This window comes from Microvirga arvi (genome assembly GCF_016892765.1).
Taxonomy (GTDB): Bacteria; Pseudomonadota; Alphaproteobacteria; order Rhizobiales; family Beijerinckiaceae; genus Microvirga; species Microvirga arvi.
The window spans coordinates 13410-34927 of the sequence record NZ_JAFEMD010000039.1 but is presented as its reverse complement, the minus strand read 5'-3'; the positions used below and the strand labels follow the sequence as shown (position 1 = coordinate 34927).

The 21518-nt window shown below is 64.0% G+C and carries 22 protein-coding genes; 13 read left to right on the top strand and 9 right to left on the bottom strand.

The genetic code is table 11. From position 1 onward, the window contains the following. The first annotated feature begins 17 nt into the window (after positions 1–17). Complete coding sequence (locus tag ILT44_RS20970; protein WP_239468420.1) at positions 18–215, top strand: hypothetical protein; 198 nt, start codon at positions 18–20, stop codon at positions 213–215. Here the strand turns inward: ILT44_RS20970 and ILT44_RS20965 are convergent. From ILT44_RS20965 to ILT44_RS20955, 3 genes are all read right to left on the bottom strand, one after another. Further along, on the bottom strand, positions 212–580 hold the full coding sequence (locus tag ILT44_RS20965; RefSeq protein ID WP_204241564.1) for a DUF1850 domain-containing protein: 369 nt from the start codon (positions 578–580) through the stop codon (positions 212–214). The genes ILT44_RS20970 and ILT44_RS20965 overlap by 4 nt on opposite strands. Continuing rightward, positions 580–2871 carry a TRAP transporter permease gene (locus ILT44_RS20960; protein ID WP_204241563.1) on the bottom strand — a complete coding sequence of 764 codons (2292 nt, stop codon included), beginning with the start codon at positions 2869–2871 and terminating at the stop codon, positions 580–582. Before ILT44_RS20960 ends, ILT44_RS20965 begins: the two co-directional genes overlap by 1 nt. A 92-nt stretch (positions 2872–2963) precedes the next feature. Next, positions 2964–3932 (bottom strand): TAXI family TRAP transporter solute-binding subunit, encoded by a 969-nt coding sequence (locus ILT44_RS20955; RefSeq protein WP_204241562.1) that lies wholly within the window; start codon positions 3930–3932, stop codon positions 2964–2966. Between the two features lie 153 nt (positions 3933–4085). On the opposite strand from ILT44_RS20955, the gene ILT44_RS20950 reads away from it, so the two are divergent. From ILT44_RS20950 to ILT44_RS20925, 6 genes are all read left to right on the top strand, one after another. After that, the gene (locus tag ILT44_RS20950; protein ID WP_204241561.1) at positions 4086–5663 is read left to right on the top strand and encodes an OpgD/OpgG family glucan biosynthesis protein; all 1578 of its coding nucleotides are present in this window, start codon (positions 4086–4088) and stop codon (positions 5661–5663) included. Between the two features lie 91 nt (positions 5664–5754). Further along, positions 5755–5910, top strand: a complete 156-nt coding sequence (locus ILT44_RS20945; protein ID WP_204241560.1) for a hypothetical protein — start codon at positions 5755–5757, stop codon at positions 5908–5910. A 3-nt stretch (positions 5911–5913) separates the two neighbouring features. Further along, positions 5914–6663, top strand: coding sequence for a zinc ABC transporter ATP-binding protein AztA (aztA, locus tag ILT44_RS20940; protein ID WP_204241559.1), 750 nt, complete (start codon positions 5914–5916; stop codon positions 6661–6663). A gap of 10 nt (positions 6664–6673) precedes the next feature. Continuing rightward, positions 6674–7540 (top strand): metal ABC transporter permease, encoded by an 867-nt coding sequence (locus ILT44_RS20935; protein ID WP_204241558.1) that lies wholly within the window; start codon positions 6674–6676, stop codon positions 7538–7540. Positions 7541–7564: 24 nt separating this feature from the next. Further along, the gene (locus ILT44_RS20930; RefSeq protein WP_204241557.1) at positions 7565–8485 is read left to right on the top strand and encodes a metal ABC transporter solute-binding protein, Zn/Mn family; all 921 of its coding nucleotides are present in this window, start codon (positions 7565–7567) and stop codon (positions 8483–8485) included. Positions 8486–8532: 47 nt separating this feature from the next. Beyond that, positions 8533–9495 carry a CobW family GTP-binding protein gene (locus ILT44_RS20925; RefSeq protein ID WP_204241556.1) on the top strand — a complete coding sequence of 321 codons (963 nt, stop codon included), beginning with the start codon at positions 8533–8535 and terminating at the stop codon, positions 9493–9495. 51 nt (positions 9496–9546) lie between these two features. On the opposite strand, the gene ILT44_RS20920 is transcribed toward ILT44_RS20925, so the two are convergent. Further along, the gene (locus ILT44_RS20920; RefSeq protein ID WP_204241555.1) at positions 9547–9789 is read right to left on the bottom strand and encodes a hypothetical protein; all 243 of its coding nucleotides are present in this window, start codon (positions 9787–9789) and stop codon (positions 9547–9549) included. 172 nt (positions 9790–9961) lie between these two features. On the opposite strand from ILT44_RS20920, the gene ILT44_RS20915 reads away from it, so the two are divergent. The 3 genes from ILT44_RS20915 to ILT44_RS20905 are packed head-to-tail and all read left to right on the top strand — an operon-like array spanning position 9962 to position 11792. Then, entirely contained in the window at positions 9962–10969 is a 1008-nt protein-coding gene (locus ILT44_RS20915; protein WP_204241554.1) for a WD40 repeat domain-containing protein, read from the top strand. An 8-nt stretch (positions 10970–10977) separates the two neighbouring features. Then, positions 10978–11256 (top strand): hypothetical protein, encoded by a 279-nt coding sequence (locus ILT44_RS20910; protein ID WP_204241553.1) that lies wholly within the window; start codon positions 10978–10980, stop codon positions 11254–11256. Positions 11257–11267: 11 nt separating this feature from the next. Next, positions 11268–11792, top strand: a complete 525-nt coding sequence (locus tag ILT44_RS20905; protein ID WP_204241552.1) for a DUF2937 family protein — start codon at positions 11268–11270, stop codon at positions 11790–11792. Between the two features lie 7 nt (positions 11793–11799). On the opposite strand, the gene ILT44_RS20900 is transcribed toward ILT44_RS20905, so the two are convergent. Then, a complete protein-coding gene (locus ILT44_RS20900) occupies positions 11800–12138 on the bottom strand; it encodes a hypothetical protein (protein ID WP_204241551.1) in 339 nt (112 codons plus the stop codon). Between the two features lie 56 nt (positions 12139–12194). Further along, positions 12195–13622, bottom strand: a complete 1428-nt coding sequence (locus ILT44_RS20895; protein WP_204241550.1) for a homospermidine synthase — start codon at positions 13620–13622, stop codon at positions 12195–12197. A 247-nt stretch (positions 13623–13869) separates the two neighbouring features. Here ILT44_RS20895 and ILT44_RS20890 point away from each other — a divergent pair, with 247 nt between their 5' ends. Next, positions 13870–15093 (top strand): MFS transporter, encoded by a 1224-nt coding sequence (locus ILT44_RS20890; RefSeq protein ID WP_204241549.1) that lies wholly within the window; start codon positions 13870–13872, stop codon positions 15091–15093. A 9-nt stretch (positions 15094–15102) separates the two neighbouring features. On the opposite strand, the gene ILT44_RS20885 is transcribed toward ILT44_RS20890, so the two are convergent. The 3 genes from ILT44_RS20885 to ILT44_RS20875 form a co-directional block, all read right to left on the bottom strand. Continuing rightward, the gene (locus ILT44_RS20885; RefSeq protein ID WP_204241548.1) at positions 15103–15615 is read right to left on the bottom strand and encodes a hypothetical protein; all 513 of its coding nucleotides are present in this window, start codon (positions 15613–15615) and stop codon (positions 15103–15105) included. Positions 15616–15651: 36 nt separating this feature from the next. Continuing rightward, positions 15652–16218, bottom strand: a complete 567-nt coding sequence (locus ILT44_RS20880; RefSeq protein WP_204241547.1) for a GNAT family N-acetyltransferase — start codon at positions 16216–16218, stop codon at positions 15652–15654. A gap of 128 nt (positions 16219–16346) precedes the next feature. Beyond that, the gene (locus ILT44_RS20875) at positions 16347–17501 is read right to left on the bottom strand and encodes a type III PLP-dependent enzyme (protein WP_204241546.1); all 1155 of its coding nucleotides are present in this window, start codon (positions 17499–17501) and stop codon (positions 16347–16349) included. A 640-nt stretch (positions 17502–18141) separates the two neighbouring features. On the opposite strand from ILT44_RS20875, the gene ILT44_RS20870 reads away from it, so the two are divergent. Beyond that, on the top strand, positions 18142–19710 hold the full coding sequence (locus ILT44_RS20870) for an OpgD/OpgG family glucan biosynthesis protein (RefSeq protein ID WP_204241545.1): 1569 nt from the start codon (positions 18142–18144) through the stop codon (positions 19708–19710). Positions 19711–20510: 800 nt separating this feature from the next. Further along, positions 20511–21515: an ABC transporter substrate-binding protein gene (locus ILT44_RS20865; protein WP_204241544.1), complete on the top strand. Its 1005-nt coding sequence runs from the start codon at positions 20511–20513 to the stop codon at positions 21513–21515. Positions 21516–21518: the final 3 nt, after the last annotated feature.

The following is a 21518-nucleotide window of genomic DNA, read 5'->3' as shown; positions in this document are numbered from 1 at the left end:
GCAACGTGATCACCATCATGAGCATCATGATCCTGGTTGGGGCGGAAGTCTTCGGCGTCGCGATCGCCGCCGGCTGGGCCATTGCGGGTCTGTTCGAACTCGGCGATTACGTGGGCTATGCGCTGATGGCCCTCTTCAGCCTCTTTGCCCTCTACGTCCTCGTGAACCTCTGGCGCCGCTGCGTGGCGGTCGAGCCCCTGACCGGCCGGGCCTAAGACTTATCGCACACCTTCATCACGATCGGATCGGCCTCAGGCGACACATAGGCTTCCATCGGGCGGCATTGGCCTGCGATACAGATCCGCCAATCCGCCGTCGCGCCCGAGCGGCGCATGACCACTTGCACCTGTGGCGGCAGGCTCGGCTTCCATGACCAAACGCCCTTGACGAGCGTCGCCCCCGGCGGCGGCTCCATCCCGGCACCGGACCCGCGCACCCGTGCCTCGACGAGTTCGAGCCCTGCCGGGACTGAGCGCCAATCCTCCTCCCAGACGATCTTCTCGACCGAATGCGTCCAGGCGAGCGTGATCGCGCCCGCCATGAGAGGCGCGATCGTCGAGCCAGCGAGCAGGCAGATCATCAGCCGATGACCGGCGTGGCGACCTTGCGGGATTGCCAGACGTGGAAGCCGATGAAGAGCGCCGACAGGACGAACCCGATCTCGTCGGTGAGCGGGATCGCCGCCACGAGCAGCGCCGCCGCGATGGTCGCCCAGATCCGCTCCCACCACACCAGAGGCTTCAGGAAAAACCCGACCGCAGCCATTCCCCAAAGGGTCATGGCAAGCGTCGCCTTGATGACGATGTAGGCCACTGCGAACCAGTAGCCTGCTCCCTCAAGTCCCGGCACCGGCTGCAGCATCAAGGTGGGATCGTACACGGCCATGTAGGGAATGACGAAGCCGGGCAGCGCAATCCTGACTGCCTGGACGCCGATCTTCAGGCCGGATTCCTTCGCCATGGGTGCTGCCGCGAAGGCCGCCAGCGCTACTGGCGGCGTCAGGTCCGCCATGATGCCGAAATAGAAGACGAACATGTGCGAGACGATGAGCGGCACGTCGAGCTGCAGCAGGATGGGTGCGGCCAGCGACGAGGTGATGATGTAGTTCGGGATCGTCGGGATGCCCATGCCCAGGATCAGGCTGAAGATCATGGTGAGCACGAGGGCCGCGAAGATATTCTCCTTGCCGATGGAGATCATCCAGGTGCCGACGATGGTGCCGAGCCCCGTAAGCGTCATGGTGCCGATCACGATGCCGACCACCGCGCAGGCGAGGCCCACGGGTAGCGCCTGACGCGCGCCGTCCGCCATGGCATCGACGCAGGCCTGCAAGGTCGTGCGCCCGCGGCCCGAGAAAGCGTTCCAGAGTGAAAGCGCTGCAACGACGAGAACGACGAGCGTGACGGTCGAAGCCAGTGAATAGGCCGAGAGCAAGGCGAGCCCGATCCAGAACGCCACACGCAGGGCCGGGGTGGCAAAGCCCGCCACGATGGCTGTGCCGAGGATCAAAGCCACCGTGAGCGACAAGCCCACGGCACCGGCGAAGAGCGGCGTATATCCGGCAAAGAGCAGATAGACCAGGACGCAGAGCGGCGCGAGGAGGAACCACTTCTTCTTCATCTCGGTCCAGGCATTCGGCAGCTCGGATTTCGGCAGGCCCCTGAGATGGTTCTTGCCAGCCTCCAGATGCACCGCAAGATAGCAGGCCGCGAAATAGAGAATGGCCGGGATAATCGCCGCCTCGACGATCTTCGAGTACGGCACGTCGATGGTCTCGGCCATGATGAAGGCAACCGCTCCCATGACCGGTGGCATGATCTGGCCGCCCATGGACGACGTCGCCTCGACGCCGCCAGCGAAGGCGGACTTGAAGCCGAAGCGCTTCATGAGCGGAATCGTGAACTGGCCTGAAGCCACCACATTGGCGACACCGGAGCCCGAGACCGTGCCCATGAGCGCGGAGGATGCCACGCAAACCTTGCCGGGACCGCCCTGCTTGTCGCCGAAGACCGCCATCGAGATGTCGTTGAAGAAATCGATGACGCCGGCCTTTTCCATGAAGGCGCCGAACAGGATGAACAGGAAGATGTAGGTCGCCGAGACCAGCGTGGGGGTGCCGTAGATGCCTTCCGTCCCGAACGACATGTGCTCGATCACCTGATCGAGCGAGTAGCCGCGATGATCGAGAGGAGCGGGCAGCCAGTGCCCGAACAGACAATAGGACAGGAACAGGCCGGCCACGATGGGCAGAGCCGGCCCCATCACGCGCCAGATGAGATAGATCAGGATGGCGAGACCGGCGATGCCGACGACGAGATCGACACTCGTGAGATCACCGGCGCGAATGACGAGCTCCTCGTAGAATGCCCAGTGGTACAGCCCGATGAGGAAGCTCGCGAAGCCGACGATCCAGCCGATGGCGCGGAGCGACGACGAACCTGAGCGATGGTTGGCGATCATCGCTCCGGCCACAAGGCACAGGAAGCCCACATGAATGGTGCGCACCACCTGGCTCGGCATGCTGCCGCCAAACCAGAGCACCAGCCCGAACGCGCTGGCAATGGCAATCCAGGCCATGAGGCCGTCGACGATGCTGCGTCGGCGCACGGCAAGTCCGACCAGCCAGGCGGCCCAGGCCACCATCGTGACGGCGAAAAGATGCGTGAGGCTCAAGCCTGCAATGAACGGCTGATCGAGAGGAATGCCGAACGAGGTGATGATCTGGAAGGTGGAGAACGAGACGGCGATCCAGAAGAGCAGCCGTCCGAGGAGCCCTTCGCCGAAGCTCTCGGGAAGACCGTGCTCCGGATTGACCGATTCCGCTGGCGCTTCCATCTGCGCGAGTTCCGAAGTGTTGACCCCTTGGCTCATCGTGCGGCTCTCCCTGGCCCGGATTGTTGTCGTCATGAAAAAGCCGGAGCAGTTCACCTGCCCCGGCTGGATTGTCAAACAGGTCGATAGGTTTAGGAACCCTGTTTCTTCACGCCCTTCTCGTCGAAGTAGCGCTGGGCGCCCGGATGCATCGGGACGGGCATGCCGGAGAGCGCGCTTTCCAGCTTGATGTCCTTGGCGGCGGCGTGGGCTGCGGCGAGATCCGGCAGGCTGTCATAGATCGCCTTGGTCATCTGGTAGACGGTCTCGTCCTTCACGCCGGAATGAGTGACAAGGTAGTTCACCACCGCAGCCGTCTGCACGGGGGCGGTCTGGCCGCCATAGGTGTTCGCCGGGATCGTGGCCTTCACGTAGGGCGTGCCGACCTTGTCCACGACGCTGGCGGGAATCTCCACCACGACGATCGGCACGGAGGTGGCGAGGTCGCGGATGGAGGACACGCCGAGACCGGCCGATTGCAGGGTCGCGTCGAGCTGGCGGTTCTTCATGAGCTCGACCGACTCACCGAAGGGCAGGTACTCGACCTTGCCGAGATCCTTGTAGGACAGGCCCGCGCCCTGGAGGATCGCCCGGGCATTGAGCTCGGTGCCGGATTTCGGCGCGCCGACGGAGAGACGCTTGCCCTTGAGATCCGCAAGAGACTTGATGCCGGATTCCTGGGTGGCGACGATCTGGATGAAGTTGGGATAGATCGCCGTGATGCCACGCAGCTTGTCGAGCTTGCCCTTGAAGCCAGCCTCCTCGTCGCCGGCCCAGCCCATGGCGAGGCTGTCGCCGAGGGTGAAGCCGATCTCGCCCTTGCCCTGCTGCAGCAGCGTCAGATTTTCAACCGAGGCCTTCGTGGCTTGAACCGAGGGACGGGAGCCCTGCACCTTGTCCGTGAAGACCTTGGAGAGCGCGACGCCGAGCGGGTAATAGACACCGGAGGTGCCGCCGGTCAGGACATTGATAAAATCCTGGGCCTGGGCCGGGATGCTGGCCCCGGCCAGCGCGATGGCGGCCGCTGCGCCGATGAGGCGGCGCATGACTTTTCGATGCATAGCGTACTCCCTAATTTACGGCGCAGTCGTCGCTGGCCTGTGTGTGGGGCTACATTGACCGCTGACGAAGATTTCTCAAGAGGCTAAGAGGGACTTAATCCTGCCACCTTGGTCGGTAGGGGTGCGTCCCTCCACAGATACATGCGCTCATCCATGATCAATCGCCGCCAGTTCCTCCAGACCGCAACCGCAACGGCCGCCTTGGCTGCCCAAGGCTTTTCCGCTCCGGCCCTGGCGCAGCAGGGCCTGAAGATGGGAACCCCCTCCCCCTTCTCCTTCGATGAGCTGAAGAAGCGGGCGCAGGACATGGCGCGCTCGCCTTACGTCGCGCCGCCGAGCCCATCGCCTGAGGTGCTCTACCAGATCGACTACGACGCCCACGGCAAGATCCGGTTCAAGACGGATCTGGCGCTCTGGGCCAACGGCCCCAGCGAGTTTCCGGTCACCTTCTTCCACATGGGCCGCTTCTTCCAGAAACCGGTGCGCATGCATGTGGTCGAAGGCGGCCAAGCCCGCGAGATCATCTACGACAGCGACTCCTTCGACATGCCGGCGGACTCACCGGCCCGGAAGCTGCCGGACAATTCCGGCTTTGCCGGCTTCCGCTTCCAGGAGGCGCGCACCGGAAAGCTCGACTGGAAGAAGAACGACTGGGTGGCCTTTCTCGGTGCCTCCTATTTCCGCGCCATCGGCGAACTCTACCAGTATGGCCTCTCCGCCCGGGGCCTTGCCGTCGACGTGGCCGTCTTCGGGAAGAACGAGGAGTTTCCCGACTTCACCCATGTCTATTTCGAGACGCCTCAGGCGGGTTCGAACACTGTGACCGTCTATGCCCTGCTCGACGGCCCGAGCGTGTCCGGCGCCTATCGCTTCGTCATGCAGCGGGCGGCCGCGGTGATCATGGACATCGACAGCGCGGTCTACATGCGTCAGGACGTGAGCCGCCTCGGCCTCGCGCCCCTGACCTCCATGTACTGGTACTCGGAAAAGTCGAAAACCACCGCCGTCGACTGGCGCCCGGAAATCCACGATTCGGACGGGCTCGCCATGTGGACCGGGGGCGGCGAGCGCATCTGGCGCCCCCTCAACAACCCGCCGCGCATCATCACCTCGGCCTTCGCCGACGAGAACCCGAAGGGGTTCGGCCTGCTCCAGCGCGACCGGAACTTCGACCATTACCTCGACGGCGTTTACTATGACCGGCGCCCCTCCCTCTGGATCGAGCCGCAGGGCACCTGGGGCCGGGGCTCGATCCAGCTCGTCGAGATCCCGACGGACGACGAGATCCACGACAACATCGTCGCCATGTGGGTGCCCGCCGATCCTGTCCGCGCGGGTCAGGCCATCGAATTGCGCTACCGCATGCACTGGTCGGCGGAGGAGCCCTACCCGACGCCGCTCGCTCGGGTCGTTGCCACTCGCTTCGGCAATGGCGGGCAGGCCGGCACCAACCGGCCGAAGGGCGTGCGCAAGTTCATGGTGGAGTTCATCGGCCAGCCCCTGACCAAGCTGCCGAGCGGTGTGATCCCCCAGCCCGTGCTCTCGGCCTCCCGCGGCGAGTTCACGAACGTTCTGACCGAGGCGGTGCCCAACAACGTGCCTGGTCACTGGCGCACCCAGTTCGACCTGACGGCGACCGGGACCGAGCCGGTGGAGATGCGGTGCTATCTGCGCAACGGGAACGAAGTCCTGAGCGAAACCTGGCTCTACCAGTACCACCCGGCATTCTGAGATTAAGCCTTAGAAACCATATTGTTGAAGGGGCGTATAAAATACTGTACGCCCCTGGAAATCGGCGCCGGATCGGTCTATGTAAGGGGCCATGTCACAGGGCCACCACCATCACCACCATGCGCATCGGGCGATCGCCGCCGCTCCGACCTTTTCGCTCCTGCGCCTCTCGGTCGGGCAGCGTCTGGCCGGATCCGCCGTTGTCCTGGCGGGGTTGTGGCTGCTGGTGCTCGCGGTAACGGGTTAACGCATGTCCTCGGCATCGACCGCCATCCGCTTCGACGAGGTGACCCTGGGCTATGGCCGCAGGCCCGCCGTGCATCACCTCGACGGTGATATCCCGGCCGGCAGCCTGATCGCCGTGGTCGGGCCGAACGGGGCCGGCAAGTCCACCCTGCTCAAGGGCATCGTCGGCACCCTCAAGCCGCTCGAGGGCCGCATCGACCTGAAAGGCCCCGCTTCCGGCATCGCCTACCTGCCCCAGGCGGCCGAGATCGACCGGTCCTTTCCGCTCTCGGTCTATGATCTCGTCGCCATGGGTCTCTGGTCCCGCTCCGGCCTCTTCGGCGGCGTTGCACGCCAGGACCGCACCAGGATCGAGGACGCGCTGGCGGCAGTCGGCCTCACCGGCTTCGAGCGGCGGCCCATATCCACCCTCTCGGGCGGGCAGATGCAGCGAGCGCTTTTCGCGCGCCTCCTCCTGCAGGACGCTCCCGTGATCCTGCTCGACGAGCCGTTTACCGCCATCGATGCCAAGACGACCGCCGACCTGCTCGACCTCGTCCGTCGCTGGCATGACGAAGCCCGGACGGTCGTGGCCGTGCTGCACGACCTCGACATGGTCCGGCGCACCTTTCCGCAAACCCTGCTGATCGCCCGCGAGCCCGTGGCCTGGGGCGAGACGGGGGAGGTGCTGAGTCCAGAGAACCTTTTGAAGGCCCGCCGCATGGTCGAGGCATACGATCCGCATGCGGATGTCTGTCATCGCCACGTCGCCTGAGGCGCCTTCCATGCTTGACCTGTTCTACGCGCCTTTTTCCGAATTCGAGTTCATGCGGCGCGCCCTAGTGGGCGTGATGGCCATTGCCCTGGGCGGAGGTCCTGTGGGCGTCTTCCTGATGCTGCGGCGCATGAGTCTCACCGGCGATGCGATGGCCCATGCCATCCTGCCGGGCGCCGCTGTAGGCTATCTCGTCGCCGGCCTCTCCCTGCCGGCCATGACCATCGGCGGGTTGTTCGCGGGCGTGATCGTCGCCGTCGCGGCGGGCCTCGTCTCGCGCTTCACCGCGCTGAAGGAGGATGCATCGCTGGCAGCCTTCTATCTCCTGTCCCTGGCGCTCGGCGTCACCATCGTGTCGCTGCGCGGCTCAAACGTGGACCTGCTGCACGTGCTCTTCGGCACGGTGCTGGCGCTCGACGACAACACGCTCCTGCTGCTGGCTTCCATCTCCACCATCACCGTCGTGGCGCTGGCGGTGCTCTATCGCCCGCTCGTGCTCGAATGCGTGGATCCCATCTTCCTGCGCTCGGTGAGCCGCGCCGGAACGCCGACGCACCTGATCTTCTTAGGATTGGTCGTCATGAACCTGGTCGGCGGCTTTCATGCGCTCGGCACCCTGCTGGCGGTCGGCATGATGATGCTGCCCGCAGCGTCCTCCCGCTTCTGGACCACCGACATCACCATGATGATGCTCGTCTCCATCCTTATCGGCATCGTCTCGGGCCTGAGCGGCCTGCTGCTCTCGTTCCATGCGGAACTGCCTGCAGGACCGGCGATCATCCTGTCGGCCGGGGCCATCTATGTGATCTCCGTCGTGCTGGGGCGCGAGGGCGGCCTGCTGTGGCTCGCCTGGCCCGGCCGGCACCTGGAAGCCTGAACCCTCCCAACGAGGACCAAGACCATGCTGACGAGAAGAGCTGCCGTCTCCCTTCTGGCAGGATGCCTCACCCTTGCCGTGCCTGCCCTGCCGGCAGCGGCCCAGAATGCCAGCACGATGAAGGTCGTGGCGACCTTCTCGATTTTGGGCGACATGGTGCGCAAGGTGGGCGGCGACAAGCTCGAAGTGACGATTCTCGTCGGCCCGAACGGCGATGCCCATGTCTATTCGCCGACACCCGCCGATGGGCGCCGCCTGACCGAAGCGAAGATCGTCTTCACCAATGGCCTGAAGTTCGAAGGCTGGATCGACCGTCTCGTCAAATCCTCCGGCACCAGGGCCGTCAGCATCGAGGCTGCCAAAGGCGTGAAGCCGCTCAAGGGTGAGGAGGGCGGCCATGGACATGACCACGGCCATGGCGATGATCCCCACGCATGGCAGAGCATCGGCAACGCCAAGATCTACGTGGCCAATATCCGGGATGCGCTGATCGCCGCCGATCCGGCCGGCAAGGAGGCTTACGAGGCCAATGCCGCGGCTTATCTCAAGCAGCTCGACGAGCTGGAAGCGGAGGTGAAGAGCCTCGTCGCAGGCATTCCCGCTGAGCGTCGCAGGATCATCACCTCCCACGATGCCTTCCGCTATTTCGAGAACGCCTACGGCATCGACTTCGTGTCGCCCCAGGGCGTCTCGACCGACTCGGAGGCCTCGGCGAAGGACGTGGCCCGGATCATCCAGCAGATCAAGCGCGAGAGGATTGCCGCCGTCTTCGTCGAGAACGTCTCCGATGCCCGCCTGATGGCGCGCATCGCCACGGAAACCGGGGCAAAGATCGGGTCCCAGGTCTATTCCGATGCGCTCTCGGAGCCCAATGGCCCTGCTGGCACTTACATTGACATGATGAGACACAATATAAGGGCTTTCAGCGCGGCCCTTTCGAGCTGATCATCCACCCTCCCCGCTCGTGGGAGATGAACGTTGCGGATTATCCGATGACCGACAAGATCCCCGTCACCGTCCTCACAGGCTATCTCGGCGCCGGCAAGACCACCCTTCTCAACCGCATCCTCACCGAACAGCACGGCAAGAAATATGCCGTGATCGTCAACGAGTTCGGCGAGATCGGCATCGACAACGAGCTCGTCGTCGGCGCCGATGAGGAAGTGTTCGAGATGAACAACGGCTGCATCTGCTGCACCGTGCGCGGCGACCTGATCCGCATCCTCGACGGGCTGATGAAGCGCAAGGGCAAGTTCGACGCCATCATCGTCGAGACCACGGGCCTTGCCGATCCTGCCCCCGTCGCGCAGACCTTCTTCATGGACCAGGACGTCTCCGACGCCGCCCGCCTCGACGCGGTGGTGACGGTAGCCGATGCCAAGTGGCTCTCGGACCGGCTGAAGGATGCGCCCGAAGCCAAGAACCAGATCGCCTTCGCGGACGTGATCATCCTCAACAAGATCGATCTCGTGTCCGCGGTTGAGCTAAACGAGGTCGAAGCCCGCATTCGCGCCATCAACCCCTATGCCAAGGTCCACCGGACACAGAACTGCGCCATTCCGATCTCGGAAGTGCTCGATCGCAAGGCCTTCGATCTCGACCGCATCATCGAACTCGAACCCGATTTCCTCGAGGAGGGCCATCACCACCATCACGACGAGGACATGCAGTCCGTCGCCGTGCACCTGGAGGGCGAGGTCGACCCGGAGAAGTTCATGCCCTGGATCTCCAATCTCACCCAGGTCGAGGGGCCGAACATCCTGCGCTGCAAGGGCATCGTGGCATTCCCCGATGAGCCGAAACGCTTCGTCTTCCAGGGCGTTCACATGATCCTCGACGGCGATGTGCAGGGCGAGTGGAAGCCTGGCGAGAAGCACACCTCCAAGGTCGTGTTCATCGGGCGCGATCTGAACGAGAAGGCGATCCGAGAGGGCTTTCTCGCCTGCGCGGCATAAAGCACCTCGTCCCTGCCGGCTTACGGGCTCCCCTGTGAGGCGTTCTGCGGCTCACCCGGAAACCGCATTCCCTTTCACGAGGCAGTCGCGGACATAGGCTTTGCGGGCGGCCAGCATCTGTTCACGGAGGTCGGGCGCCGTAGTGTTGCCCGTCCTGTAGATCAGGCGGGCGTCTCTCTCGCAGGCGGCCTTCAGCACCTCCCTTGCCGTCGTAGCGCCGCGCTGCTCCTGGGCAGCAAGGCCCATGGGCATCGCGATCGCGATAGTGAGGGTGATCAGAGGCAAGATCCGCATATGTCGCTCCTGATTCGAGAACGCGCATCATGGGTCTGGCGTCCCAGCCGGTCTAAGGCGCAAAGGTCTTAGTCCTTCCGGCCATGCGTATGGTGCCTGTCGAACCTCACGACGATCTTGCCCCCCTAGCGTCGATTTATGGTATGGGCAGCCAATCTGAAGGAATTGCTCGATGAGTACAGGAACCGCCCCCTCCTTGACCCAAAGCGTGACGCCCGTGGAGGCGGGCGCGCATGTGACGGCCCTCGGCTGGCTGAAGGGTACGACGGCCTTCGGCCTGGGGGATGGCGGCGTTCTGCTGGCAAAGGATGGCGAGACCCATCGGGTGGAAGCTCATCCAGACGCGGGCGTGCTGGTGGGAGCCTGCGATGGCGAGCGCTTCGTCACCGGCGGTGACGACGGCCGCGTCGCCGTCACCGGGTCTGACGGTTCCACCAAGACCCTGGCCGAGACCAAGGGCGCCTGGATCGACTCGCTCGCCGTCAACGCGGGCGGCGCCTTCGCCTATGCAGTGGGCAAGCGGGTCATCGCCCGCGACGACAAGGGTCGCGAGAAGATTCTCGAGGTTCCCTCCACCGCGCGCGGGCTCGCCTTCGCACCCAAGGGCTACCGGCTGGCGATCTCTCACTACAACGGCGCCACGCTCTGGTTTCCCAACGTGGAGGCCAAGCCCGAAGGGCTCGAATGGAAGGGCTCCCACCTCGACGTCACCTGGTCGCCCGATGCCCGCTTCGTGGTGACCTCCATGCAGGAGAATTCCCTGCACGGCTGGCGCCTCATCCCCGACAAGGGGCATATGCGCATGAGCGGTTATCCGTCGAAGACGCGCTCCTTCTCCTGGTCGGGAGACGGCAAATGGCTTGCCACCTCCGGCGCGGAGGCTGCGATCATCTGGCCCTTCGAGTCGAAGGAGGGCCCCATGGGCAAGGCCCCGCGGGAATGCGGCGTGCGCCCGGCGAAGGTCAGCCGGGTGGCCTTCCACCCGAACACCTATGTGCTCGCGGCCGGCTATGAAGATGGCTGCATCCTGCTCATCCGCCTGACGGACGCCTCCGAGCTTCTGGTGCGCCCTGCCGTCAAGGATAGCGGCATCACGGCCATGGCCTGGGACAAGGCCGGCAAACGTCTGGCCTTCGGCTGCGAGGACGGTCAGGCCGGCATTCTGACCCTGCCCGCATGAGGTCGCCGGTGGCTCGCTTCGGCGCCTTCCTGCGCGGAAGCTTCGGCTTGCCGAAGCCCGACAAGCAGACCGTGGACCAAGTGAAGGATTTGGCCCGCTCAGCGCTTCGGGCATCGCCTGAAACGGCTTTCGCCGTCAACGAGATCGCATGCAACGATCCCGGCTGCCCGGGAATCGAGACTGTCATCCTCGTGATGGAGCCCGGACAAAAGACGCGGGCGCTCAAGGTCCCCAAGCCCCTCGACGAGGTCATGGAACAAGATATCCTCGCGGCTCTTCACGGTTGAGGAGATCAAGCTTGTCCCGGATCACTCGCATCGTCGCCTTCGGAATGGGGCTCCTCGGCGGCATTGTCGCTTCGCAAGGGCCTGAATTCGGGCAGCAATACCGTCAGCGTCTCGGCGGTGCGGTTGACGAATTGCGGCAGGTGATCAGCCGTTTCGAAAGGGATGCCCAAGCCAGCGGCGTGACGCGGGAGAGCGCGATCACGCGCCTGCGCTCCAATGCGGACGATTTCGTCAGCCGCCAGGGCACGGCCATGCAGGCGAATGTGGAGCGTTTGAGCCGTCTGGAAACCCATCGGGCAGCCATGCTGGAGGCGGGCCCCTTCGCCCGCGTCGCCCTCATGGTTCGCGACGGCGACACGGATATCATGGAAGCCGTTTCCCGCGACTTCGAGCCGGCCCTGCCGGTGACGGAGGAAGGCCTTCTCTCCACGGCCATCGGCTTCATCGCCGTCTGGGGCGGCCTGCTTCTGCTCTCGGGCTTCCTGCGCAGTCTCTTCCGGCGTTCGCGTTCAAGGCGGAGTGTGGTGCAGGCCTGATACAGCCTCAGGCCTCGCGCTCCGGTTTTCCGGCAAGCACCACGTAGAAGCCCAAGCCATCCTGCGCCGGCAGCGTCTGCAGGCGGTCGATCCAGCCGCGCTTCTTGGCCTCGAGCAGGGCTTTGCCGATGGGCTGGAACAGGGTCTCGCCTCCACCCTCCGCCGGCGCATCGAGACGGATGGCCACCGCCTTGGGCGCCCCGAAGCGGCTGCGCTCCAGCATGTCCTGGATCGAAGCCGCAGCCTGCTCGCGGGATGCGCCGCGCAGATCGAGCACGCTCTCGGCATCTGTGACGCCAAGACCTCCGCGGAGCTTGTTGGCGTAGAACTCGTCGAAGTGGGGCATGCAGTCTGCTCCATTTTCCCCTCCTCCCCACGAGGGGGAGGAGGGCTCTGGATGTGTTATCGCACCAGAACGTTCCGGAACTGCCACGGATCAGAGGTGTCGATGTCCTCCGGGAAGAAGCCGGGGCGGTCAGTGAGCGGGGTCCAGTCAGTGTAGAAACCGTTCACCGGGCCGAGATAGGGCATCTGCACCTCGAGGCAGCGGCGGAAATCCATCTCGTCCGCTTCCACGATGCCGGCATTGGGATTCTCCAGCGCCCAGACCATGCCGGCGAGCACGGCGGAGGTCACCTGGAGGCCGGTGGCGTTCTGGTAGGGCGCCACGCGGCGCGTCTCCTCGATGGAGAGCTGCGAGCCGTACCAATAAGCGTTCTTGCCGTGGCCGTAGAGCAGCACGCCGAGCTCGTCGATGCCGTCCACGATCTCGTTCTCGTCGAGGATGTGCTGCTCCTCCTGGAACTTGCCGGCGCTGCCGAACATCTCGTGCAGCGAGAGCACCGCCTCGTTGCACGGATGATAGGCGTAGTGGCAGGTCGGCCGGTACACGGCCTTCCCGTTCTCGCGCACGGTGTAATAGTCCGAGATCGAGATCGACTCGTTGTGCGTGACGAGAAAACCGTATTGCGAGCCGGGCGTCGGGCACCAGGTGCGCACGCGGGTGTTGGCGCCGGGCTGGAGCAGGTAGATCGCCTGCGCGTCCGGCCCAAGCGTGCCGGCATTCTCCGGCATCCATTGTTCATGCGTGCCCCAGCCGAGCTCGGCCGGCTGCAGGCCTTCCGACACGAAGCCGTCCACCGACCAGGTGTTCACGAAAACACCCATCGGCTTCTCGGACTTGGCGCGTTGCGTGTCGCGCTCGGCGATGTGAATGCCCTTGACGCCGACGCGTTGCGCCAGACGCGCCCAATCCTCGCGGCTCCTCGGTTCGTCATAGGTGATGCCGAGATCGCCTGCGACGTTCACCAGCGCCTGCTTGACGAACCAGGACACCATGCCCGGATTGGCGCCGCAGCAGGACACCGCCGTAGTGCCGCCGGGATTGCGGCGGCGCGCCTCCATCGTCACTTCGCGCAAGGCAAAATTCGTGCGCGATTCCGGCCCCTTGCTCTTGTCGAAATAGAAGCCGGCCCACGGCTCGTTCACGGTGTCGATGTAGAAGCAGTTGAGCGAACGGCACAGCTCCATGATGTCCACGGAACCCGTGTCCACCGAGAGGTTGACGCAGAAGCCCTGACCGCCGCCTGCGGTCAGCAGCGGCGTGAGCAGCTCACGGTAATTGTCCTTGGTCACCGCCTTCTGGATGAAGCGGATGCCGCGCTCGTCGAGCAGTTCCTTGTGCTTCTCCTGCGGATCGATGACCACGAAGCGGCTCTTGTCGTACTCGAAATGACGCTCGATGAGCGGCAGGGTGCCCTGCCCGATCGAGCCGAAGCCGATCATGACGATGGGGCCGCTGATACGACCATGAACGGGCCAGGTGGTCATCGGGTCTGTCTCCTTGCGAAAGCAGCGATGAAAAAGGTCAACGCCGGATAACGGTTTCGGGCGCATCTAGGATTGAGGAGCCCCTGGGGTCAATGCCTGTAGGCTCCGGCAGGCACTGCAAGCCATATCCTGACGCATGGCGAAGGCCCGATGGCTCAAGTCCGCCCTGCCATGCTCAATCCACCCTCGACAATGTGCAACAAGGCTTCATGATGGCCGCCGTGATACCCTGAACCGACTGCGACCGATGAAATTTCACGAACTTCTCATGCGCCACGGGCGCATGATCGGCCTGGGCTTCGCCCTGACCTTCCTGTCCTCCTTCGGCCAGACCTTCTTCATTTCCCTGTCGGGGCCGGACATCCGCGCGGCCTTCGGCCTGACGCACGGCGCCTTCGGCTCGATCTACTCCCTCGCGACCCTCTCCTCGGGCCTGCTGATGATCTGGGTCGGCAGCGTCATCGACCGGGTCGATATCCGGCTTTACGCCACCACGGCCATGCTTGGCCTGGCAGCGGCAGCGCTCAGCCTGTCGCTGGCCCCCAATGTGATCGTGCTCGGCTTGAGCCTGTTTGCCCTGCGCCTTTTCGGCCAGGGCATGCTGAGCCATGCGGGCGTGATGAGCACCGCCCGCCTCGGCGAAGGCGTGCGCGGCAGGGCGCTGGGCGTGGCGGCCCTCGGCTTCCCGGCCGGCGAGGCATTCTTTCCCGCCGTTGCCATCGCGTTGATCACGGCCATCGGCTGGACGGGCGCCTGGCGCACCGCATCGGTTACGATCATCGTGGCTCTTTGCCTCGGCTGGCTGCTCGGGTTTGCCATCAGGCGCAAGGATCCGTCCGTTGATGAAGCCGCGCACAGGAAGGCTTCGAGCGAGGCAGGGCCGCGCTGGAAAGACATTCTGCGCGACTGGCGCTTCCTCGCGCTCGTCCCCACCATGATCGGCTATCCGGCCATCATGACGGCCTATTTCTTTCATCAGCGCTTCATCGCGGAGGTGAAAGGCTGGTCCCTCGAGCTCCTGGCGAGCAGCATCACGCTCTTCGCCCTGGTATCGGTCGTCGTTGCCATGACGGCTGGCACCTTCATCGATCGATTCGGAGCCGTGCGCCTCAGCCACTTCTACCTGGCCGGCATGACGGCGGCGTCCCTTGTCCTCGCCACCTTCGACGCGCCGTTCCTGCCGCTCGTATTCTTCGGATTGATCGGCCTCACCTCCGGCTGCACCAATGTGGTGATCGCAGCCGTGCTGGCCGAGCTCTTCGGCACCACGCATCTCGGCAAGATCCGCGCGCTTGCGGGTGCGATCATGGTGGTGGCATCGGCCGCGACGCCCGGCGCCATCGGCCTCCTGTTCGATGCCGGGATCAGCCTGGAAGCGATCTGCTTAGGCTTCGTCGCCTACATGCTGGCGGCGGCTGCCATCACCTTTGTGCTGCCCAATCCGAGGGCCGAACGGTTGCAGCCATTATAGGATTTCCGCCTATTTTCCGATTTGCGACGCCAACTCATCCTTCAGAATCTGGATGTCGAAATCTTCCGGGAATATGGCGTCGGCCTCTCTGATGATTTCGAGGCTTGCTTCCCTATTGCCGCGCTCCACAGCGCATCTGAGCTGGCCGATGAGTGCTTCGCGAAGGAGTTCACGTGCTTTCGTGGCAGCCGCCGCGAAATGCTCTTGGCCTGCTTCTGTTCGATCCTGAACAGCATAGAGGAAATAGCCCTGCTCTATGCTGCACTCCGGATCATGCGGCGCCAGTGCCGCAGCATTCTCAAAGCATTGGAGGATCTGATCCAATGGAGCGTCATCGTTCTTGGCCAATTGTATCAGGCGACCGCTGAGCATCCATAAGGCAGCACAGCCTGGGAAGCGATCAAGCAAGTCTCGCGCGAGGGCCAGAGCCGCATCGAAATCTTCCCTTTTGCCAAGTTGCCTAACGGATGCGATGCCTTGCAGAACCTCCCGAAGAGGCTCGCGATCGGGGACTTCATTCATCGCGAGCCTCTCATTTCTCTATCTGGTGTGCAGCTTCTAGAAAGCTGTCAGGGATCCCGCTCCCTGTGCTGCCGCAGCCACGAGGAGGCCGAGATCAGGCTTTTCTTCCATAGCTCCGGTTGCCGAGACAAGCCCCTTCGCCCCTGAAAGCGAATCGGCTTGCAATTCGAGTGCCAGGAAGCGGTTGCGCTCGTAGGGACCTGGCAGCCACAGCGAGCCCGTCTTTTCGGTCGAGAAGCCGAAGCGCTCGTAATAGGGCGCATCGCCCACCAGCAGCACCGCCTTGTGACCGAGGCCGGCAGCACGCTTGAGCGACTCGCGCATCAGTTTGGCCCCGAGGCCGAGGCTCTGCACGGACGGATCGATGGCGATGGGGCCGAGCATCAGGGCTGCGCGGTTCGCACCGGCGGAGACGTGCCACAGGCGCACGGTCCCGATGATCTCACTGTTGCGGTCGATGACGAGCGACAGCCCGTTGGCCGGCATCCTGCCCTCGCGCAGGCGCTCGCAGGTCTTCTGGAACCGGGCAGGTCCGAAGCAGGAATCGAGCAGCGCCTCGCGCGCTTCGACATCGTGGAAGGTTTCTTCGCGAATCGTGATCATGGCCGTGGCCTCCCAATACGTGGGGTGAGCGACAGCCCTCGCACCGGCTTGAACTAAAAGCCGGCCGTCCGGGACAACTCTTTGGGGGTTGATGCCTGCCTCGTTTCACGAGGCAGGCGGGACGTGAATCAGATCACGTAGGACTTCAGCGGCGGGAAGCCGTTGAATGCGACCGCCGAGTAGGTGGTCGTGTAGGCTCCCGTGCCTTCGATCAGCACCTTGTCGCCGATCTCCAGCGAGATGGGGAGCGGATAAGGCTCCTTCTCGTAGAGAACGTCGGCCGAGTCGCAGGTCGGACCGGCCAGCACGCACGGCACCTTGCGGTCGTGGTCGCGCTCGCTGCGGATCGGGTAGCGGATCGACTCGTCCATCGTCTCGGCGAGTCCGCCGAACTTGCCGATGTCGAGATAGACCCAGCGCACCTCGTCCTCGTCCCGGCTCTTCTTGGAGATCAGGACGACTTCGGTCTCGATGATGCCGGCATTGCCGACCATGCCGCGGCCCGGCTCGATGATCGTCTCCGGGATGCGGTTGCCGAAGTGCTTCGACAGCGCCCGGAAGATCGACTCGCCGTAGGCTTCGACCATCGGGACCGTCTTCAGGTACTTCGTCGGGAAGCCGCCGCCGAGGTTGACCATCGACAGGTGGATGCCGCGGTGGGCGCACTCACGGAAGATCGCGGAGGCGGAACCGAGAGCCTGATCCCAGGCTTCCGTGTTGCGCTGCTGCGAGCCCACGTGGAAGGACACGCCGTAAGCCTCGAGGCCCTGACGGTGCGCATGCTCCAGCACGTCCACGGCCATCTCTGGCACGCAGCCGAACTTGCGGGAGAGCGGCCACTCGGCGCCGGCGCCGTCGCACAGGATGCGGCAGAACACCTTCACCTCGGAAGCCTCGATGCCAGCCGTCTCGGCAGCGCGGGCGATCTTCTCGACCTCCGCCTCGCAGTCGACCGCATAGAGGCGCACGCCAAGCTCGAGCGCACGAACGATGTCGCGCTCCTTCTTGATCGTGTTGCCGAACGAGATGCGGTCAGGCGTGGCGCCGGCGTCGAGCGCGAGCTGGATCTCGACCACGGACGCCGTGTCGAAGCACGAGCCGAGCTCGGCCAGGAGCTTGAGCACCTGCGGCTCCGGGTTCGCCTTCACGGCGTAGAACACGCGCGTGTCGGGGAGCGCACGGGCAAACTTGGAGTAGTTGTCGCGCACGACCTCGAGGTCGACGACCACGCACGGGCCGTCCTCACGTCGGTTGCGCAGGAATTCACGGATGCGCTGAGTCACGGCGCTCTCCCCACCAAAGGTTCAATGGAGGTCTTGTGGAGCCTCCGGATTGAAATTCAGACGATCAGGATTCCTGCCGTCCGGCGTCAGCGAGGGAAGATGGCATCCCGCTTCGTGCGATGGAGACACGAGAGGCGCGATGGGCTCTTCACCCGGAGATGCTGCCTTGGATTGGATGGGGATACTCCATCCGCACGCCTGGCAATGATAAACAAGCCTCTTCGGTGTTGACCTTTGGAGGGCCAACGAGACCAAAAAAGCCCGTTCGTCGTTGCTTTAAGTCGCGTCCCCCGCTGAGAGCGAGGTGCGCCGGTTTTCGCCTCCGGCTGCCGGTTAGGGGTATCGAGAGCTAGAGCGCACTCGGGCGGCTGTCCGGCCTCTTGTCCGGATGCCCACCAACCGACACACGACCACAGGCACGTGCGAAATTGGGCAAGGCTGAAATAAGCACATTCGCCCCCGATCACAAGAGTTTTTGGGCCTTGTCCGAGGATTTTTTTAACCCTGCCGAGACCTGTGTCTTGCCCGCATCACCATTCAGCTTCCATTAAGCGGTCGAGCTACACGGATGAGGGCTGAGGCCCCATATTCCGCTCTCGAAGCCCGGCCGCTCCCTCAAGATGAGAACAGCTCCACTGCCATGACGCACCTGTCCCGCCGCACCCTCCTGCAAAGCCTGCTCGCAGCGACTGCGCTGTCCGCCTCAAGCCGGCAGGCTTCCGCCCAGCAGAACGGGGTGCCGCAGCCCACGCCCTTCCGCTACGAGGATGTGGTGCGCCGAGCCCGCGAATTGTCGACGGCACCTTTCGAGGCTCCGCCGACACAGCTGCCCGAGCCCCTGAACCGGCTCAGCTTCGACGATTACCGCGACATCCGCTTCCGCCCTGAAAGGGCCCTGCTCGCCTCGGGGAACGGACCGTTCCGGATGCAGCTCTTTCATCTCGGCTTCCTCTATCCACGCCCGGTGACGGTGAACATCATCCGCGAGGGCGTCCCGGCCCCCGTGCCCTACCAGCGGGAGCTGTTCGACTACGGCCGCAACAAGATCGAGCGGCCGCTGCCGGTCAATCTCGGCTTTGCGGGCTTCCGGCTGCACTACCCGCTGAACGAGCCCAAGCTGCTGGACGAGCTCATCGCCTTCCTCGGCGCGAGCTATTTCCGCTTCCTCGGAGCCGGTCAGAAATACGGCATTTCGGCGCGCGGACTCGCGATCAACGTGGAAGGCGGCGAAGCGGAGGAGTTTCCGCATTTCCGCGAGTTCTGGGTCGAGATGCCCAAGCCCAACGACGAGCGGGCCATCATCCATGCCCTTCTCGACAGCCCCTCCGTGACGGGAGCATACCGGTTCGAGATCTACCCGTCGAAGGAGACGACCCTCGACGTCACGGCCACGCTCTTCCCGCGCCAAACCATCACCAATGTGGGCCTGGCGCCGCTCACCTCCATGTACTTCGAAGGCGAGAACGACCGGAAGCCCACCGACGATTTCCGGCTGGAGCTGCACGATTCGGATGGCCTGCTTATGCAGTCGGGCGCCGGTGAATGGATCTGGCGTCCGTTACGCAATCCCAACAAGAAGACGATCTCGTCCTTCAGCGACAACAATCCTCGCGGCTTCGGCCTGATGCAGCGCGACCGGGTGTTCGAGCATTACCAGGATCTGGAAGCGCATTACCACCAGCGGCCCGGCTACTGGGTCGAGCCCGTGGGGCAATGGGGGGAAGGCTGGGTCGAACTGGTCGAGATCCCGACAGGGGATGAGACACACGACAACATCGTCGCCTATTGGCAGCCGAACCGCGCTTACGAGCCGGGGCAGGAGGTCGTGCTCTCCTACCGTCTGAGGGCTGCCGCCGCGATCAGCGCCATGCATCCGGGCGGAAAGGCGGTCAACACCTTCCAGACGCCGCCGCGCGCCAGCGGATCGAACGCTCCGAGCGATCCTCAACATCGCCGGTTCATCATCGATTTCGCCGGCGGCAACCTGCCCTATTATCTCGGCGCTCCGGAACAGGTGCAGCTGGTGCCCTCCACCTCCACGGGCCAGATCACCAACACCTTCCTGATGCCCAACCCCCACATCGACGGCTTTCGCGCCGCCATCGATGTCAGGCTGGAGCCGGGGCAGTCCACGGACCTGCGCGCCTTCCTGCGCGCCGGCAACCGGGCCCTGACAGAGACCTGGACCTATCCCTGGTTCGTGGATTAGCCCACAGCTCCCCGTGTCATCCCCGGCGATCCGCAGGACCGGGAAGGGGATCCATGATGAGGCTCGTCCCTATGGATTCCCTTCCCCTCCGCTGCGCTCCGGCCGGGAATGACACTCTTGCGGTTTTAAGCTTCCTCGGTCCTGACACCCTCCCCGTCATCACCGGGACGATCCCCGGATCAAGTCCAAGGACGGCCATGACGGGGTGCGGGCGTTCCCTCCCCCCTTTGCGGGGGAGGGTGGCGAACGAAAGTGAGCCGGGAGAGGGGGCGTCATCGGTCTCGCACTGCCCCTCTCCCGACCCTCGCTGACGCGAGGGCCACCCTCTCCCGCTAAAGGGGAGAGGGCAGGGTGTACGTTCTCATTTTGTTCTTGACAATCGTCCTAAGCTCGGCTATATCGTTGGGCATCCCCGCCCTCGAGGGGCGCGCTCGCGAGGCGTCGCAAGAGTGGGGCAGGGAGCGGTCCCGCCGCAGGTCTCGCACGCCTGTGATCGCGGGTGGCCGATCCTGGCTTGATCCAGGTCCGCTGAAACAAACCGCGCGTGACGAGCAGTCCGGCTCTCACTTTTCACCACACATCATCGAGCCGGGCTGCCCGACGCGCCACCCTCGATCTCCCCGCAAGGCTCGCAGCTTAGGCTGCGGGCCCCAAGGTGCTGGCTCTTTGATATGGATCGATCCATCCGCTTCGGACTTAACCGAGGCTGACAGGGGACCTTGCCAAGCTCGATCGAACCGCGCAGAACCTGTGCCTCGAAAGGCAGTCCGTCCACCCTGCCTAGCGGAAGGTGAGTGCCGATGAAGCTGAATGCCTGGATCGCAGGAGCGCTCGCAGCGTGCCTGGGCGGAAGCGCCCTGGCGCAGCAGCCGCTGACGGAGGTGACCTTCGGCACCAACTGGCTCGCGCAGGGCGAACACGGCGGCTATTACCAGGCGCTTGCCGACGGCACCTACGAGAAATACAGGCTCAAGGTCACCATCGTTCCGGGCGGCCCGCGCGCCAGCAACCGCATGCTCATGACGGTCGGCAAGCTCGACTTCTACATGGGCGGCAGCATGATCCAAGCCTTCTCAGCGGTGGAGAAGGACATTCCCACCATCGTGGTGGCGGCCCATTTCCAGAAAGAGCCGCAGGTCCTCCTCAGCCATCCCGGCCAGGGGCTCGATACCTTCGAGGATCTGAAGAAGTCCAATGACATCCTGCTCTCCAAGGATGCGGTCGCCACCTTCTTCCAATGGATGAAGGCAGAGTACGGCTTCAAAGACGAGCAGGTGAAGCCTTTCGGCTTCAACCCGGCCCCCTTCATCGCCAACAAAAAAGCGGTGCAGCAGGGCTACGTCACGTCCGAGCCCCTCACCATCGAGAAGGCCGCAGGCTTCAGGCCCAACGTGTTCCTGCTCGCCGCTCACGGCTTCAGCACCTATTCCACGACCGTGGAAACCCGTCGCGAGGTGGTGGAGAAAAATCCCGATCTCGTGCAGCGCTTCGTCGATGCCTCGACCATCGGCTGGTACCATTATCTCTACGGCGACAACACCAGGGCCAGGGAGCTCATCAAGCGCGACAACCCGGAGATGACCGACGAGCTGCTGGCCTATTCCCATGCCAAGATGAAGGAATACGGCATCGTCGATTCCGGCGACACGCAAACGCTCGGCATCGGAGCTATGACCGATGCGCGCATGAATGACTTCTTCGACAAGATGGTGAAGGCCGGCCTGTTCAAGCCGGATCTCGATTACCGCAAGGCCTACACGCTCCAGTTCGTGAACAAGGGCGTGGGCCTGAACCTGAAGAAATAGAGG

Bases quoted from the DNA above. Each gene is read 5' to 3' on its own strand.
- ILT44_RS20970 (WP_239468420.1), top strand. From the start codon at position 18: ATGAGCATCATGATCCTGGTTGGGGCGGAAGTCTTCGGCGTCGCGATC.
- ILT44_RS20895 (WP_204241550.1), bottom strand. From the start codon at position 13,622: ATGACCACCTGGCCCGTTCATGGTCGTATCAGCGGCCCCATCGTCATG.
- ILT44_RS20955 (WP_204241562.1), bottom strand. From the start codon at position 3,932: ATGCATCGAAAAGTCATGCGCCGCCTCATCGGCGCAGCGGCCGCCATC.
- ILT44_RS20880 (WP_204241547.1), bottom strand. From the start codon at position 16,218: ATGATCACGATTCGCGAAGAAACCTTCCACGATGTCGAAGCGCGCGAG.
- aztA (WP_204241559.1), top strand. From the start codon at position 5,914: ATGTCCTCGGCATCGACCGCCATCCGCTTCGACGAGGTGACCCTGGGC.
- ILT44_RS20945 (WP_204241560.1), top strand. From the start codon at position 5,755: ATGTCACAGGGCCACCACCATCACCACCATGCGCATCGGGCGATCGCC.
- ILT44_RS20890 (WP_204241549.1), top strand. From the start codon at position 13,870: ATGAAATTTCACGAACTTCTCATGCGCCACGGGCGCATGATCGGCCTG.
- ILT44_RS20920 (WP_204241555.1), bottom strand. From the start codon at position 9,789: ATGCGGATCTTGCCTCTGATCACCCTCACTATCGCGATCGCGATGCCC.
- ILT44_RS20935 (WP_204241558.1), top strand. From the start codon at position 6,674: ATGCTTGACCTGTTCTACGCGCCTTTTTCCGAATTCGAGTTCATGCGG.
- ILT44_RS20870 (WP_204241545.1), top strand. From the start codon at position 18,142: ATGACGCACCTGTCCCGCCGCACCCTCCTGCAAAGCCTGCTCGCAGCG.
- ILT44_RS20885 (WP_204241548.1), bottom strand. From the start codon at position 15,615: ATGAATGAAGTCCCCGATCGCGAGCCTCTTCGGGAGGTTCTGCAAGGC.
- ILT44_RS20960 (WP_204241563.1), bottom strand. From the start codon at position 2,871: ATGAGCCAAGGGGTCAACACTTCGGAACTCGCGCAGATGGAAGCGCCA.
- ILT44_RS20950 (WP_204241561.1), top strand. From the start codon at position 4,086: ATGATCAATCGCCGCCAGTTCCTCCAGACCGCAACCGCAACGGCCGCC.
- ILT44_RS20965 (WP_204241564.1), bottom strand. From the start codon at position 580: ATGATCTGCCTGCTCGCTGGCTCGACGATCGCGCCTCTCATGGCGGGC.
- ILT44_RS20925 (WP_204241556.1), top strand. From the start codon at position 8,533: ATGACCGACAAGATCCCCGTCACCGTCCTCACAGGCTATCTCGGCGCC.
- ILT44_RS20865 (WP_204241544.1), top strand. From the start codon at position 20,511: ATGAAGCTGAATGCCTGGATCGCAGGAGCGCTCGCAGCGTGCCTGGGC.
- ILT44_RS20915 (WP_204241554.1), top strand. From the start codon at position 9,962: ATGAGTACAGGAACCGCCCCCTCCTTGACCCAAAGCGTGACGCCCGTG.
- ILT44_RS20900 (WP_204241551.1), bottom strand. From the start codon at position 12,138: ATGCCCCACTTCGACGAGTTCTACGCCAACAAGCTCCGCGGAGGTCTT.
- ILT44_RS20930 (WP_204241557.1), top strand. From the start codon at position 7,565: ATGCTGACGAGAAGAGCTGCCGTCTCCCTTCTGGCAGGATGCCTCACC.